The sequence below is a fragment of the uncultured Lentibacter sp. genome, from assembly GCF_937123735.1.
Classification (GTDB): domain Bacteria; phylum Pseudomonadota; class Alphaproteobacteria; order Rhodobacterales; family Rhodobacteraceae; genus Lentibacter.
Genome location: NZ_CAKZKL010000043.1, coordinates 1 through 14335, shown reverse-complemented (window position 1 = coordinate 14335; position 14335 = coordinate 1). Strand labels below are relative to the sequence as shown.

Annotated in this window: 14 protein-coding genes; 8 read left to right on the top strand and 6 right to left on the bottom strand. The window is 59.2% G+C overall.

What is annotated here, in order from left to right; genetic code table 11:
- Window positions 1–32 precede the first annotated feature (32 nt).
- Both Q0478_RS13170 and Q0478_RS13165 read right to left on the bottom strand, forming a co-directional pair.
- The gene (locus tag Q0478_RS13170; protein WP_298680014.1) at window positions 33–614 is read right to left on the bottom strand and encodes a hypothetical protein; all 582 of its coding nucleotides are present in this window, start codon (window positions 612–614) and stop codon (window positions 33–35) included.
- Window positions 615–709: 95 nt separating this feature from the next.
- A complete protein-coding gene (locus tag Q0478_RS13165) occupies window positions 710–973 on the bottom strand; it encodes a hypothetical protein (RefSeq protein WP_298680012.1) in 264 nt (87 codons plus the stop codon).
- Between the two features lie 570 nt (window positions 974–1543).
- Between Q0478_RS13165 and cysG the strand changes: the two genes are divergently transcribed.
- From cysG to Q0478_RS13130, 7 genes are all read left to right on the top strand, one after another.
- Window positions 1544–2935: a siroheme synthase CysG gene (gene cysG / locus Q0478_RS13160; protein ID WP_298680010.1), complete on the top strand. Its 1392-nt coding sequence runs from the start codon at window positions 1544–1546 to the stop codon at window positions 2933–2935.
- On the top strand, window positions 2935–3237 hold the full coding sequence (locus Q0478_RS13155) for a DUF2849 domain-containing protein (RefSeq protein ID WP_298680008.1): 303 nt from the start codon (window positions 2935–2937) through the stop codon (window positions 3235–3237). The genes cysG and Q0478_RS13155 overlap by 1 nt, the downstream gene beginning before the upstream one ends.
- Window positions 3237–4895: a nitrite/sulfite reductase gene (locus Q0478_RS13150; protein WP_298680006.1), complete on the top strand. Its 1659-nt coding sequence runs from the start codon at window positions 3237–3239 to the stop codon at window positions 4893–4895. Before Q0478_RS13155 ends, Q0478_RS13150 begins: the two co-directional genes overlap by 1 nt.
- 1 nt (window position 4896) lies before the next feature.
- The gene (locus Q0478_RS13145) at window positions 4897–5595 is read left to right on the top strand and encodes a phosphoadenylyl-sulfate reductase (protein ID WP_298680004.1); all 699 of its coding nucleotides are present in this window, start codon (window positions 4897–4899) and stop codon (window positions 5593–5595) included.
- On the top strand, window positions 5595–6005 hold the full coding sequence (locus Q0478_RS13140) for a DUF934 domain-containing protein (RefSeq protein ID WP_298680002.1): 411 nt from the start codon (window positions 5595–5597) through the stop codon (window positions 6003–6005). Before Q0478_RS13145 ends, Q0478_RS13140 begins: the two co-directional genes overlap by 1 nt.
- 47 nt (window positions 6006–6052) lie before the next feature.
- Complete coding sequence (locus Q0478_RS13135; RefSeq protein ID WP_298680000.1) at window positions 6053–6892, top strand: ferredoxin--NADP reductase; 840 nt, start codon at window positions 6053–6055, stop codon at window positions 6890–6892.
- Between the two features lie 225 nt (window positions 6893–7117).
- Window positions 7118–8734 (top strand): GMC family oxidoreductase, encoded by a 1617-nt coding sequence (locus tag Q0478_RS13130; RefSeq protein WP_298679998.1) that lies wholly within the window; start codon window positions 7118–7120, stop codon window positions 8732–8734.
- 85 nt (window positions 8735–8819) lie between these two features.
- Here the strand turns inward: Q0478_RS13130 and Q0478_RS13125 are convergent, their stop codons facing one another.
- From Q0478_RS13125 to Q0478_RS13110, 4 genes are all read right to left on the bottom strand, one after another.
- A complete protein-coding gene (locus tag Q0478_RS13125; protein WP_298679996.1) occupies window positions 8820–9218 on the bottom strand; it encodes a hypothetical protein in 399 nt (132 codons plus the stop codon).
- Window positions 9219–9346: 128 nt separating this feature from the next.
- Entirely contained in the window at window positions 9347–10015 is a 669-nt protein-coding gene (locus Q0478_RS13120) for a TetR/AcrR family transcriptional regulator (protein WP_298679994.1), read from the bottom strand.
- Window positions 10016–10024: 9 nt separating this feature from the next.
- Window positions 10025–11566: a trimethylamine methyltransferase family protein gene (locus Q0478_RS13115; RefSeq protein ID WP_298679992.1), complete on the bottom strand. Its 1542-nt coding sequence runs from the start codon at window positions 11564–11566 to the stop codon at window positions 10025–10027.
- Window positions 11567–11568: 2 nt separating this feature from the next.
- On the bottom strand, window positions 11569–13971 hold the full coding sequence (locus Q0478_RS13110) for an FAD-dependent oxidoreductase (RefSeq protein ID WP_298679990.1): 2403 nt from the start codon (window positions 13969–13971) through the stop codon (window positions 11569–11571).
- Between the two features lie 84 nt (window positions 13972–14055).
- On the opposite strand from Q0478_RS13110, the gene Q0478_RS13105 reads away from it, so the two are divergent.
- The coding region (locus tag Q0478_RS13105; protein ID WP_298679988.1) for a hypothetical protein at window positions 14056–14335 on the top strand (280 nt) is incomplete at its 3' end.

Below are 14335 nucleotides of genomic sequence, written 5' to 3'. Positions count from 1 at the left end.
AATCAAACTAACCAGATGAGCCGAAGACTCTCTTAGTTTAGGCCGCCATTGGTTCCAAAAACCCTGACGACGGACACATCGTGAATGCTTGACACAAGCGCCTTAAAATCAACTTCTACCGATGCTATTGACCCGATGTTTGCACCTGTATCGTCCGACAGGCTGATAATTTCCAGAAAATCAGCGTCTATCTCTTCACTGAATGACTGCATCTGAATGTTCAGGGTATTATCGTGATAAAGCTCTCCGATAAAGCGCGACATTTCCGTCTCTATCGCTGCAACTTCTTGGGTGAGTGTGGCCACGTCCCCCTCTGAGAGGGTGCCGCTATTTATTTGCAACATGCGGTCTTTAATATCTGAGAGAAAATTGCCTACGTCTTCAAGCGCATCACCTGCAATAGACACGAAGCCAATCATTTGAGCGCTAGAGCTCAGTTTATCCCGCAAAAGCAGTGTGTGGACTTCATCACTCACTGTCAAAGTGTCAGATTGCGCAACCCGTTCAGGTGCCGATACGCCAGATGTCGCAGCGACACTGCTCCCGTCAGACGCCTGCGAAAGCGATAGCCGCGCAAGCAAAGCATTTGCCGTTTCAGTTGTGGATATCGTCATCGATGCACTCCTCTCACATGCAAAAACGGCCTATGAGAGGGAATGTTTAGTCAAAAATTGACACAATTTCGCCTTTACAGGCTTTCAATAGCCACTCATTCCTGCGGCTTTGGCTGGGTATCGCCTTGGTCGACACCCAGTATCGTCAAGATAGCGCCCCAGAACGTTTGGAATGTCTTTGGCTCCTGCATCTCTTTTTGCTCGGGTGAATCCGTGCCGCCCACCGTAGGATCAATTTGGGACATTGGCTCAAAAGTAGCCGTGGCGCGCGGTATTGGAGACGATTTAACAGACTCGGCCAGACCAAGATCGCTAAATATAAAAATCGCAATAATATTTATAACAAGAATTAATCTCATAGCGCGCCTCTAATTTCGTTGCCTGCCGCGTGTAATGGTTGCATTGCGCCAATTGGAATTCAATATTTTTAATATACCAGAGCACTCGGGCTCTTTACGATATGCCCCCAAGCCGTTCTATTTTCTCCGAGAGCTCTCTCGCGGTTTTGCCGAGCGCACCCAGGTTTTAGCCTTGAGTAAATCCGCCAATTCAAAATCATGCGCCAACGCTGGCTCCAATTCCTGAAGCTCTTCGTCAGTATTCCGTTCCAGATCTGCACCCTTTCACAAGCCGCGAAACTTTGCCGTTGCAGATGCGTCACAAGCAAACCACGGGCAAGATGCAGCCCGGTCATCTTTTTGAGCTGCGCTTGCTGGCTGCGCTGTCACAAGACAATTTGGCGCATACCCCCCAAAACAGGCATTCAGGCCAAGCGGCCAGAACGACCTTCCTGATCCAAATGCAGCGCCACATGAGAACAAAATCGGATTCAGTCCAGTTATTTCAGTATTATTTTCTATTTTTTAAAGGCATATTGCTATAAATTAGAATACTGATCCATATTGCAGCCACAAACCCATGAGGCTGCCATGAACCATTTCCCCATCTTCTTGAATGTTGCCGGCAAGGCAATTGTTGTCTCCGGCGGCGGTGAGGCGGCGGTGGCTAAGCTGCGCCTCATCCTGAAAACAGAAGCGCATGTGCAGGTCTTTGCAAGCTCGGTTGCCCCCGAAATCGCCGCTTGGCAGGCTGAGGGCAAGCTCTCCGTCACCTCCCGCGCTCTCAGCAAAGGTGATGTCGCGCAAGCCGCCCTGTTTTACGCGGCCAACGAAGACGATGCAGAAGATGCCCGCGTGGCAGCCCTCGCCCGTGCCGAGGGTGCGCTCGTGAACATTGTCGACAACCTGCAAGACAGCGCCTTCATCACCCCCGCCATTGTAGACCGTGACCCCGTCGTCGTCGCCATCGGCACAGAAGGCGCAGCACCCGTGCTCGCCCGCGCCATCAAATCTGATCTGGAGCAGAGCCTGCCCGCCTCTCTGGGCGTGCTCGCGCGCATCGGCAAATCGTTTCGCACCGCCGCAGAGGCCCTGCCCATGGGGCTCGCACGCCGCCTTTTCTGGCGCGACTATTACCTTGGCGCAGGCCCCAAAACCCTTGAGGCAGATGGCCCCGAGGCGCTCACACCCGCGCTTGAGCAGCTTCTGGCACAGCATCTTTCCGCACCCGAAGCACAAGGCTCGGTCGATCTCGTCGGCGCTGGCCCCGGCGATCCGGATTTGCTCACGCTCAAAGCGCGCAAGGCGCTGGAAGCCGCAGATGTCGTGATCTATGATCGCCTCGTTTCCACAGAAATCCTCGAGCTGGCCCGCCGCGAAGCGCTTCTCATCGACGTTGGCAAAACAGGCTTTGGCCCCGCCACAACCCAAGCCGAGATCAACGCGCTGATCGTGGAACACGCCCAAAGCGGGGCTTACGTCGTGCGCCTCAAGGCCGGTGATCCTTCAGTGTTCGGCCGTCTGGACGAAGAGCTCGACGCCTGCGCCGAAGCTGGCATTTCCTATCGCATCGTGCCAGGCATCACCTCTGCCGCAGCGGCTGTTGCCAGCCTCTCTCAAAGCCTCACCAAGCGGGGCCGCAACGCCTCCGTGCGTCTGATCACAGGCCATGACACCAAAGGTTTCGCCGAACATGACTGGCGCTCACTCGCCCGCAAAGGCGAAGTCGCCGCCATCTACATGGGCAAGAAATCCGCCCGCTTCGTGCAAAGCCGCCTGATGATGCACGGGGCCGATCCGGCAACACCTGTCACAATCGTCGAGAACGCCAGCCGCCTCAACCAGCGCATCCTGGCCACAACACTGGCCGAGCTTGCCAGCACTCTGGCCGAGGCCGCTCTCACAGGGCCAGCCATCATTTTCCTCGGCCTCGCCCCGCGCGAAACAGCCCGCGCCCCACAGTGTCTGGAGGCGCTTGCCTGATGCCACGCGCCTTCACCCCCAAAGTGATCACCGCCAATGCCCTGCTTTCGGGAGATGCCGTCTGGCTCACCCCGGAGGGGCGCTGGAGCACCGAACTTTCTCACGCCGAGCTGCTGACGGATGAGGCCCAAGCCACGACAAAACTGACCGCAGCCGAGGCCCGCGCCAGCGAGGTTGTCGGCGTCTATCTGGCCGACGCCCGCGCCACAGCCAATGGCCCCGCGCCCGTGCATTTCCGTGAGGCCTTCCGCGCGCGTGGCCCCTCAAACTACCCCCATGGAAAGCAAGCCGAGGCAAGCTGATGTATCAATATTCCGATTTTGACAGCCATTTCGTCACCAACCGCGCTGAGGAGTTCCGCGCACAGGTGGCCCGGCGCATCGACGGCTCTTTAACCGAAGATGAGTTCAAACCCTTCCGCTTGATGAACGGTCTCTACCTACAGCTGCACGCCTATATGCTGCGCGTGGCCATCCCCTACGGCACGCTCAACGCCGCCCAAATGCGCCAGCTTGCCATGATCGCCGAGCGCTGGGACAAGGGCTATGGCCATTTCACCACCCGTCAGAACATCCAGTTCAACTGGCCCAAGCTGCAAGACGTGCCCGATATGCTCGACGCCCTCGCCGAAGTCGGGATGCACGCCATCCAGACATCGGGCAACACCGTGCGCAATGTCACCGCCGATCACTTCGCAGGCGCCGCCGCCGACGAAATCGCCGATCCCAGGCCCATCGCCGAGCTGTTGCGCCAATGGTCCACAGACCATCCGGAGTTTCAGGCCCTGCCGCGCAAATTCAAGATCGCCGTGACAGGCTCCGAGACAGACCGCGCCGTGACAAAGGCCCATGACATCGGCCTGCGCATGGTCCGCAACGCTGCGGGCGAAGCCGGTTTCGAGGTCATCGTGGGCGGCGGCCTCGGGCGCACGCCCATGATCGGTCAGGTGATCCGCCCGTTCCTGCCCGTGGCCGAGCTGCTGCCCTATGTCGAGGCCATTGTGAGTGTTTACAATCTGCTTGGGCGGCGCGACAACAAGTATAAAGCGCGCATCAAGATCACCGTGCACGAACACGGAATCGCGCGCATCCGCGAACTTGTCGAGGCGCGCTTTGAGGCGCTGAAAAGCCGGTTCACAGGGGCCAGCCAGCAGATCCTCGGCCAGATCGAGGCAATGTTTGCGCCCCCGCACTTCAAACAGGCCAGCACCGCGCCCTTTGATGCCGCGCGGCAGGCAGACCCGCTCTTCCGCTCCTGGAGCGATACAAACCTCAGCCCCCACAAGGCCGAGGGCTACGCGATCGCCTCCATCAGCCTCAAGAAGCACGGCGCCACCCCGGGCGATGCCACCAGTGCGCAGATGCGCGTGATGGCTGATCTGGCCGAGCACTATGGCCACAACGAGCTGCGCATCAGCCACGAGCAGAACGTGATCCTGCCCCATGTGCACCTCTCCGATCTGCCCGAAGTCTACGCGGCCCTGCGCGCCGCCGATCTGGCCACAGCCAACATCGGCCTCGCCTCCGATATCATCGCCTGCCCCGGCATGGACTATTGCGCCCTTGCGACAGCGCGCTCCATTCCCGTGGCCCAGGAGATAGCCGAGCGCTTTGCGGCGCTTCAGCTGGAGCACGACATCGGCGCGCTCAAGATCAAGATTTCAGGCTGCATCAACGCCTGTGGCCATCACCATGTCGGCCATATCGGCATCCTCGGCCTCGACCGCGCCGGTGTCGAAAACTACCAGATCACCCTCGGGGGCGACGGCAGCGAAACCGCCAGCATCGGCGAGCGCGCAGGGCCGGGCTTCGCCGCCGATGCCATCGTGCCGGCCATAGAGCGGCTGGTTCTGGGCTACCTCGCGCTGCGGCAAGACGCCTCGGAAACCTTCCTGCAAGCCTATCATCGCCTTGGCGCTGCGCCGTTCAAGGCCGCGCTCTACCCTGAAAGGAGTGCGTAATATGCCCCTTAAAGAACTGGCCGAGCGCCGCAACATCCTGCACGCCAAATCAAGCGCGCAGACCGTGTTGAAACATGCGCTACAAGATGTGCTGATCGGAAAGACAGCGCTTGTCAGCAGCTTTGGCGCGGAAAGCGTCGTGCTCTTGCACATGGCCGCCGAGATTGACCGCACCGTGCCGGTGATCTTCCTCAACACAGAAATGCTCTTTGAAGAAACCCTGCGCTATCAGAAAGATGTGGCCGAGGCCCTCGGCCTCACAGATCTGCGCATAATCACACCTTCGCGCGCAGAGCTGCTGGAAAAGGACGTGGACGGGCTCTTGCACATCGCTTTTCCCGATGCCTGCTGCGATCTGCGCAAGACACAGCCGCTTCAGCAGGCCCTGCAAGGTTTCGGAAGCTGGATCACAGGGCGCAAGCGCTTCCAGAACGGCCAGCGCGCAGAGCTGCCCCTGTTTGAAAAAGCCGACGGGCGGATCAAGGTCAATCCCTTGGCCAATTGGGATGCAGCGCAAATCGCACACTATATCGAGGCGCACGCGCTGCCCCGCCACCCGCTGGTTGCGCAGGGCTACCCCTCGGTTGGCTGCGCCCCCTGCACAACCCGCGTCAGCGCTCAGGAAGACCCGCGCGCAGGCCGCTGGCGCAACAGCACCAAAACAGAATGCGGCATCCATTTTGACAGGAAAACAGGCTGATGAACGTCATCGTAACAGACACAGGCTTCGCCGCCGAGGACTGGCCCCACGGCTTCCTGCCCCTTGCAGAGCGTCCGGCAAATGATTGCGCCAGCGGCATCGACCTTGCGCCCGACACCCCGCCAGAGGCGCTCTCAGCGCTGCTTTCGGCTCCGATGCTGCGGGTCAACTTTCCCTCTTCGGCCGACGGGCGCGGCTTCACCCTTGCCGCGCTGCTCAGGCTCGCGGGCTACACCGGGCGTCTGCGCGCCTTTGGCCATATTCTGGCCGACCAATACGCCATGGCCCGCCGCAGCGGCTTTGACGAGGTCGAAATCAGCGCCGCCCTCGCCGCCCGCCAGCCAGAAGAGCAATGGCGCGCGCGGGCAGATTGGCGCGCCCACAACTATCAGGCCCGCCTGCGCGGCTGACGCCATCACCCCTCAAGAAAAGGGCGGCATCTTTGGCCGCAAATCCCATGACACAACACAATCCCAAAGGCCTCAGCCCCGCTGCGGCCCTGCCCGATGCACAAGAAGTTACAGCGGTGACGCATTACACCGACAGCCTGTTTTCTTTCCGCATCACCCGCCCCGCCTCCTTGCGCTTCCGCTCCGGCGAATTCGTGATGATCGGCCTGATGGGCGACCCTGACCCCAAGACAGGCAAGCAAAAACCGCTGCTGCGCGCCTATTCCATCGCCTCGCCCAGCTGGGATGACGAGCTGGAGTTCTACTCGATCAAAGTGCCCGATGGTCCGCTGACTTCGCGGCTGCAACACCTCAAAACAGGCGATGCCGTCATCCTGCGCCCCAAGCCCGTCGGCACGCTGGTGCATGACGCGCTCTTGCCCGGCAAGCGGCTCTATCTCTTCGCCACAGGCACAGGCTTTGCGCCCTTCGCCTCGCTCCTGCGCGAGCCGGAAACCTTCGAGCGCTATGAAGAGATAATCCTCACCCACACCTGCCGCACCGTGGCCGAACTCGCCTATGGCAAGGCGCTCATCGAGGATTTGAGAACAAACGACACCCTGCAAGAGCTTCTCGGCGCAGAGGCTTACGGCAAGATCCGCTACTACCCCACAACAACCCGCGCGCCGAGCGCCCAAACAGGCCGCATCACCACCCTGATCGAAAACGGCAGCTTCCCCGCCGATCTGGGCTTTGGCCCCTTTGATCCGGCAACAGACCGTGCCATGGTCTGCGGCTCGCTGGCCTTCAATCACGACATCAAGGCGCTGTTGCAACAGGCAGGGCTGTCGGAAGGCTCAAACTCCGAGCCGGGCCATTTCGTCATCGAAAAAGCCTTCGTCGGCTGACGGTCAGAACACCCAAGGCTGCACCCACGCGTCGCGCAGCAGCGCCAAACCGCGCAACCGCACAGCGATGGCAATCACAGGGCCAGAGCTGTGTTGGGGGCTTGGCCTTCTGAAAAAGTTGGACAGCCGCGCCAATTTTATATCAAGTTTCCCTATCAGCCCAACTCAGGCGCTCACAGAGCAGCTTCTTATGCGCCCAATGCGGAGACCATCCGGGAGATAGACATGGACTATGATTTCGTAATTGTCGGCGGCGGCTCAGCCGGCGCAACCATGGCAGCAAGGCTCAGCGAAGATGCAAACATCAATGTTTGCCTTTTGGAAGCCGGTGGCAAGGGCACCAACATCCTCCTGCGCGCGCCTGCCGGGGTGGTGGCCGTGTTGCCGGGGTATGGAAAGCTCTTCAACTGGGCTTTCAACACTGTGCCCCAACCCGGATTGAACGGACGCAGGGGCTATCAGCCCCGTGGCCGGGCGCTTGGCGGATCTTCGGCCATCAACGCCATGCTCTATGTGCGTGGCCACCAAGCTGATTACGACGGCTGGTCCGCGCTTGGCTGCTCTGGCTGGTCATGGCAGGATTGCCTCCCCTACTTCAAGAAGGCCGAAAACAACGAAAACGGGGAAGATGCGTTCCATGGCGGCAGGGGTCCTTTGCACGTCTCTGATCAGAAAAGCCCGCGCCCCATAACCAAAGCTTTCGTTGAGGCCGCCACGCGCCTTCAGCATCGCCACAGGGCAGATTTTAACACTGGCGACAATGAAGGTGTTGGCCTCTATCAAGTGACCCAGTTTCATGATCGCGAAAACAACGGCAAGAGGTGTTCGGCCGCCGATGGCTACCTACGCCCCGTGATGGACAGGCCAAACCTGACGGTGATCACAAAAGCCCGGGCCACAAAGATACTGTTTGAAGGCAAGCGCGCCGTTGGCGTGGCCTATCAACACAGCAACAAGATACGCGAGGTGCGGGCCTCAAAAGAGGTCATCTTGTCAGCCGGCGCCTTCCAGTCGCCGCAGTTGCTTCAACTGTCAGGTGTTGGACGCAGCCAAGATATTCTTCGGCACGGCATCGAAATGGTGCATGACCTTCAGGGCGTTGGCCAAAACCTGCAAGACCACCTCGACTTTATCCTTGCCTATAAGACCCGCGATACAGACAATTTTGGCATAGGCCTGCGGGGCACCCTGCGCTTGACAGCGGCAATTGCCCAATGGGCCAGGAAAGGCACCGGCCTTCTTGCAACGCCCTTTGCCGAGGGAGCGGCTTTCCTCAAGACAGATCCGACGCTGGAGCAGCCCGATATTCAACTGCATTTTGTGATCTCTGTCGTGGACGACCACGCCAAAAAACTTCACCTCGGATACGGCTACAGCTGTCATGTCTGCGTGCTGCGCCCGGAAAGCCGTGGCGAAGTCTTTCTCAAGAGCGCTGATCCTTTGGCAGATCCTGGCATAGATCCAAAATTCCTGTCAGACGGACGCGACCTCACCAAAATGATAGAGGGGGCCAAGATCACCCGCAACATCCTTCAAACCGAACCCCTGGCCGCTTACTGCAAAAAAGAGCTGTTTGGCGTCAGAGACAATATGAGTGATGCGGAGTGGGAACAGCATATTCGCGCGCGCGCCGATACAATCTACCACCCCGTCGGCACCTGCAAGATGGGGGTCGATGATATGGCCGTTGTTGATCCAGAGCTCAAAATACATGGCCTGGAGGGCATCCGCGTGGTCGATGCCTCTGTGATGCCCACGCTCACCAGCGGCAACACCAATGCCCCCACAATCATGATTGCGGAGAAATGTGCCGATATGATCAAGGCCCAATACGCAACGTGAGGCTTCCACATCAGGCGACGCTGTGCACTGCCAATGGCAGAGGGACGGCTTGGCTGCTCGGGGTGCTAATAACCCAAGCGCTTGCTCAGTTGCCTCCCAAGGTCTTGCGCAAAGATTTCATGGTTGCCGCCTCTTTCTCGGAACTGTCGCAATCGGCGGTCAGGGTCATACGCGCCTTGGCGCGTTGCGCTGTGCCATTGAACTGGACGCCGTCATATTTGGCCGCCAAATGTAGGATCAACGCATGATCGCTATAGGTGTTCACCCGTGCAACCCCGCCGGCAAAACGAGTCGTGCGGTTTGTGGCCAGATCTTTCACCACAAAATTCTGGTCCGGCAGCGCGCAGTTGTTCCTGAGGCTCACATGCGCAACAACGGCCCTTGGCTCCGAGCTCAGGGCGCGTCCGATCATGTCGCGGCTGAAAAACACGGCGACAAGTCCGATTAACAAGACGCCCGCCAGGGCAAAGTGGGCTTTTTTCATTATTGCCTCAAATATTATAAGTCATGGCGTTATTATAATAGTCGGTTTCATGCGGCGATAAAACCAGTCTCACAACAGACCCAATAGAGAGGCGCTTTTTTCTTGCTCCCCAAACCCGCTATCTTGCTTCAGTCTGCGGCGATTTTTCGGCTAAAGCTGGCGAAAGCCTCAATTTCAGAGGCCGTTGGCTGCACGCCTGTAAAACAATAGAGATAGCCCGCAACACGGCTGAGGCGCTCCTCCAGCGTCTCGGCCAGATCAAGCGCATAATAACCAATTTGCTGATAATACAGAACCCGAGCGCGGATATCTGCCTCCGCAGGTTCATAGCCGTGGCGCAAAAACATCCGCATGATCGCCGCATGGCGTGTCGCATCAGCGCGGTCAATCACCCGGCGCACAAAGCCATCCCGGCGCGCCCATTCACGCACCGCAAAGTCCAGCTGATGGTTGAACCCTTCCGGGTCCACCACGCAGCGAAAGAAATTGTTCAGCGCCCCTGTGATCGTCTCGGCCACAAGCTCGGTGTGATGCACCATGATGCCCGTGTTGGTGGTGTTCCAGTCGTCCAACAAATGGTTCAGCAAATCCTTGCGGCTCTTGAAATACCAATAAAACGAGGAGCGAGAGACATCGAGCCGCTCCGCAATCCCCAGCACCTTGACCTGCCCCACACCTTCGCTGATCAGGATGTCACGCGCCACATTGAGCCAGTCTTCGCGGGTGACCTTCACATGGCCCACAAGCGGGGGCTTATCCGGATCATTGCGGTGCAATAGGGCGGGCGTCTTGGACATGTTGTTCTCTCAGCTTTCCGGCGGCGCGCCACCCGCCTCTGACTGGCGGGCAATGTATTCTTTTAGCGCGCCGTGTTTGCCCTCGTCCACCGCCGGGCGCTTGTCTGCGGCCAGAATGTCTTGCCAGACCTTGGTGGCGCGGGTGTTCGCGTCTTCTGCGCCGCGCTCTGTCCATGTGCCAAAGTTTGCATAGTCATGCACATGCGGGGCATAAAAGGCGCTGTTGTAGCGCGCCATCGTTTGCGTCGTGGCAAAGAAGTGGCCCGAAGGCTGCACCTCGCTTAGGGCGTTTTCAAAGCCTATCTCGTCGGGCCCTGCGTCGGCCCCTGCGCAAAGTTCGGCAATCATGTTGAGCACTTCTGCATCGGTGACGAGCTTTTCGTAAGACACGCTCAAACCGCCCTCAAGCCAGCCCGCCGAGTGAATGATGACCGTGGCTCCGGCCATCAAACACCCCCAGAGGCCCATCTGGTTTTCATTGGCCGCCTGCACATCATTGAGATTTGAGGCAGAGCCAGCCGCCGAGCGCCACGGCAATCCGGTGAAACGCGCAAGCTGCCCTGCCGCGAGGCTGGCCTGAAAATGCGAGGGCGTGCCAAAGGCCGGCGCGCCTGATTTCATGTCGACGTTGCTGGTGAAGGTTCCGTAGCACACAGGCGCGCCCGCCCGCACAAGCTGGGTGAGCGTGATCGCGGCCAAGGCCTCGGCATGGCTGAGGGTGATCGCCCCTGCCACAGTGATCGGGGCCATCGCCCCCATGAGCGTGAAGGGGGTCACAATGCTGATCTGGCCTGCGCGGGCAAAATCTATCAGCCCTTGGGCCATCGGCACATCAAGAGTGCGCGGACTATTGGTGTTGATGATGGTGTAGCAATGCGGCTCTGCCTTGAAGGCTTCATCTGAGAGCCCGCGAAAGCCTGCGAGCATCTCGAAACTCTGCTCCGCTTGCGGCGTGCCCCGCGCAAAAACAAAGGGAAACTTGTCTGTCAGGGTGAGCTGGCTTTCCATCGTGAAATAGTGCCGCACATGGGTCGGCACATCCTGCGGCTCCACCAGCGGTGGCATCATCTGGAAAACGTCAAAATGCTGCGTGAGCTGCAAAAGCTCGTTGAAGTCGCGCGCCGAACCGGGCCTGCGGCCGCGCACCAGATCGGTGGCATGGGGCGCACCTGCTCCGGGCTGAAATACGAGGCTCCCGAGCTCCAGAGTGATATCGCGATGCCGCGCGCCCGCGCGCCCCGTAATCGACTTGGGTGCAGTCGCCAAAGCGGCCTCAACCATCTCGCGCCCGAGATAGACCATATCCCCCTCAACCCGTGCTCCGCCGGCCTTAAACAGGGCAACAGCCTCGGGCAACAGCACCCGCATCCCAAGCTCTTCCAGCGTGCGCAGCGCCGTGGCGTGCATGTCCTCGATCTGGTCGTCCGAAAACACCTTCATGGGAGGAAACGGATTCTTGAGCTGGCTGTAGTTCGTTGTGCGCTCAAATGGCGTGGCCTTTGCTTCGGCCCGCCCCCGCCTTCGGGCGCGCGGTTTGCTCTGCTGTTCCATGCCTAACCTCTCATCGCTTTGCCCGCCGGGTCATAGGGCGAGGCCGCAATCACTTTTGCCCCCCGCGCAACACCCACCACATGCACCTGAAGTTCCGTCCCCTCGGCGGTGAGGTCGCTGTTGACCATCGCCATGGCATAGGATTTGCCCATCGTGTGGCCATATCCACCCGAGGTGACAAAGCCGACAAGCGCCTCCCCCTGCCAGACAGGCTCATAGCCGCTGGCATCAGCATCCTCTGCCGCCACTTCCAGCATAACAAGCTTCTGGGCCGGGCCATTGCCATCGCGCTCGGCAGCGGCGGCGGCTTTGCCGACAAACGCCTTGTCCCAGTCTATCCAACGGTCCATGCCTGTCTGCGCCGCCGTGTAGCCTTGGGTGAACTCCGCACTCCAGATGCCAAAACTCTTCTCAAGGCGCAGGCTCAGAAGGGCGTTAAAGCCGACCTCTTTCAGGCCAAGGTCAGCCCCCGCTTCCAGCAGCATTTTGCGCAGGGTGATGTGCTCGGCGGCGGAGCAGTGAATTTCATACCCCAGCTCACCCGTGACGGAGAGCCGCCCGACCTTGCAGGTGAGCAAGCCCAAGTCATATGTGCCGCAGCCCATGAAAGGCAGATCGCCGATCGCATCCACCGTCAGCTTCTCCAGAACCTTGCGGCTGTTCGGCCCGGAGAGCGAGAAGCCCACCATGGCATCCGAGACATCCTCAAGGATCACATCCTTGCCCATGTGGTCTTCGAACCAGCGCATGTGCCACTCGCGCAAGTAGTAGCTGCCCATGATCCAATAGGTTCCGTCGCCCCAGTTAAAGACTGTCAGATCCCCCTTGAGCTTGCCTGTTTCAGAAAGCATAGGAGCCAGCCGCGCGCGGCCCGGTGCTGGCAGCTTGGAGGCCATGATGTGGTCAAGCCAGGCCTCGGCCCCGGCGCCTGACACTTCAAAGCGCGAGAACCCGGAGATATCCAGAAGGCCCACAGCCTCGCGCACAGCCTTGCACTCGGCCGCAACAATATCATGCGCATTCGAGCGCTTGAGCGTGGGGGTTTCGACGAAATCCTTGGGCGCAAAGTAGAGCGGCACTTCCAGCCCATAGCTTGCGCCCCAACGGCAGCCAGCCTCGGTCATGTCGCTATAGGCCGGCGCCATCTTCAAAGGCCGCCCCGCCGGCAGCTGCTCGTTCGGATAGGTCATCACAAAGCGGCGGGTGTAAAACTGCCCGGTGGTTTGCTTGATAAACTCGCGGTTGGCCGCATAATCGCCAAACCGCGCCACATCCATCCCAAAAACATCGGCCTCAGGCTCACCGTGGATCATCCACTCCGCCAGAGATTTGCCCACACCGCCACCTTGCAGGAAGCCCGCCATCACGGCGCAAGCGCACCAATAACCGGGCTTGCCACGCACGGGGCCAACCAGCGGGTTGCCATCGGGCGCAAAGGTAAACGCGCCGTTGACCCATGTTTTCACGCCAACCTCCTGCAAGGCAGGGTAGCGCTCAAAGCCAAGCACCAGCTCGTTCTCGATACGGTCGGTCTGCTCCTGAAACAGCTCGATGCCATAGTCCCACGGCGCGCCATCCAGCGCCCAATGCTCATGGTTGATCTCGTAAATGCCGAGCAGCACGCCCTTCTGATCCTGCCGCAGATAGGTAAAACCCTCAAGGTCCACCGTCATGGGGACTTCAAAGTCGATCTCTTCCAGCTGCGGGATGGTGTCCGAGATCAGATAGTGATGCTTGAGCGGTGCAACCGGCAGCTCGATCCCTGCCATACGGCCCACCTGCTTGGCCCAGAGGCCCGCCGCGTTAACCACATGCTCACAGGTGATCACCCCCTTGTCGGTGATCACGCGCCAGCCGTCCGCCGTCTGCTGAAGGCTTTCAACCTTGGTATGCTCAAAAATGCTCGCACCGCGCTTCTTGGCCGCGCCCGCATAAGCGTGAACTGTGCCGGTGGTGTCGATATAGCCCTCGCGGTCGGCCCACATGCCACCCAGAATACCCTCGGTTGACATAATGGGGCAAAGCTCGCCTGCCTCTTCAGGCGTCACGAGGCGGCAATCCTCAATTCCGATAGACTGGAAGGTGCGGTAGGCCGATTGCAGCCATTCCCAGCGGTCGGGCGTGCCCGCCAAAGTCAGCCCGCCCGTCATATGCAAGCCGATGTCCTGTCCGCTCTCGGCCTGAATCTCCTCAAACAGGTCTATGGTATAAGCCTGAAGCGCCGCGATGTTCGGATCGGCGTTGAGCGCATGAAACCCTCCAGCGGCATGCCAGCTTGATCCGGCCGTCAAAACTGACCGCTCCAGCAAGCAGACATCTTTCCAACCAAATTTTGCCAAATGATAGAGAACAGACGTTCCAACAACGCCGCCGCCAATCACCACAACACGATAATGCGTATTCATACCTTCCCTCCCCGAAGTCTGAAAAAGGCCCCCTGTGCAGGGCCTTGACGAGTCATTTGCTCTGTTGAAAGAACCTCACCACCAATGGACATCCCTGTCCAGAAAAAGATTTTGACGAGGACAATATCGTCATTCTGCGGTCCAAATGACTCACCACATTCTTATTTGCCGCCTCAAGATGGCCTTTGGCTTGAAATCTCCCCGCTCGCTGTCATAGCTGAGCCCGAATACAATATTGCCTGCGCGCCTGCGCAGCGTCACAACTCAAGAGTAAAGATTATGTTTGCACCCAACCTTGCCCCTATCCCCGAGCTGTATGTCTCTTATGACAGTGCGCAAAAAATGAAGGTGGAGGCGGCCGATC

Excerpts from the sequence above, each read along its gene's own strand:
- Q0478_RS13145 (WP_298680004.1), top strand. The coding sequence starts at position 4,897 with ATGCCCCTTAAAGAACTGGCCGAGCGCCGCAACATCCTGCACGCCAAA.
- Q0478_RS13140 (WP_298680002.1), top strand. The coding sequence starts at position 5,595 with ATGAACGTCATCGTAACAGACACAGGCTTCGCCGCCGAGGACTGGCCC.
- cysG (WP_298680010.1), top strand. The coding sequence starts at position 1,544 with ATGAACCATTTCCCCATCTTCTTGAATGTTGCCGGCAAGGCAATTGTT.
- Q0478_RS13150 (WP_298680006.1), top strand. The coding sequence starts at position 3,237 with ATGTATCAATATTCCGATTTTGACAGCCATTTCGTCACCAACCGCGCT.
- Q0478_RS13135 (WP_298680000.1), top strand. The coding sequence starts at position 6,053 with ATGACACAACACAATCCCAAAGGCCTCAGCCCCGCTGCGGCCCTGCCC.
- Q0478_RS13130 (WP_298679998.1), top strand. The coding sequence starts at position 7,118 with ATGGACTATGATTTCGTAATTGTCGGCGGCGGCTCAGCCGGCGCAACC.
- Q0478_RS13120 (WP_298679994.1), bottom strand. The coding sequence starts at position 10,015 with ATGTCCAAGACGCCCGCCCTATTGCACCGCAATGATCCGGATAAGCCC.
- Q0478_RS13125 (WP_298679996.1), bottom strand. The coding sequence starts at position 9,218 with ATGAAAAAAGCCCACTTTGCCCTGGCGGGCGTCTTGTTAATCGGACTT.
- Q0478_RS13155 (WP_298680008.1), top strand. The coding sequence starts at position 2,935 with ATGCCACGCGCCTTCACCCCCAAAGTGATCACCGCCAATGCCCTGCTT.
- Q0478_RS13170 (WP_298680014.1), bottom strand. The coding sequence starts at position 614 with ATGACGATATCCACAACTGAAACGGCAAATGCTTTGCTTGCGCGGCTA.
- Q0478_RS13165 (WP_298680012.1), bottom strand. The coding sequence starts at position 973 with ATGAGATTAATTCTTGTTATAAATATTATTGCGATTTTTATATTTAGC.
- Q0478_RS13110 (WP_298679990.1), bottom strand. The coding sequence starts at position 13,971 with ATGAATACGCATTATCGTGTTGTGGTGATTGGCGGCGGCGTTGTTGGA.
- Q0478_RS13115 (WP_298679992.1), bottom strand. The coding sequence starts at position 11,566 with ATGGAACAGCAGAGCAAACCGCGCGCCCGAAGGCGGGGGCGGGCCGAA.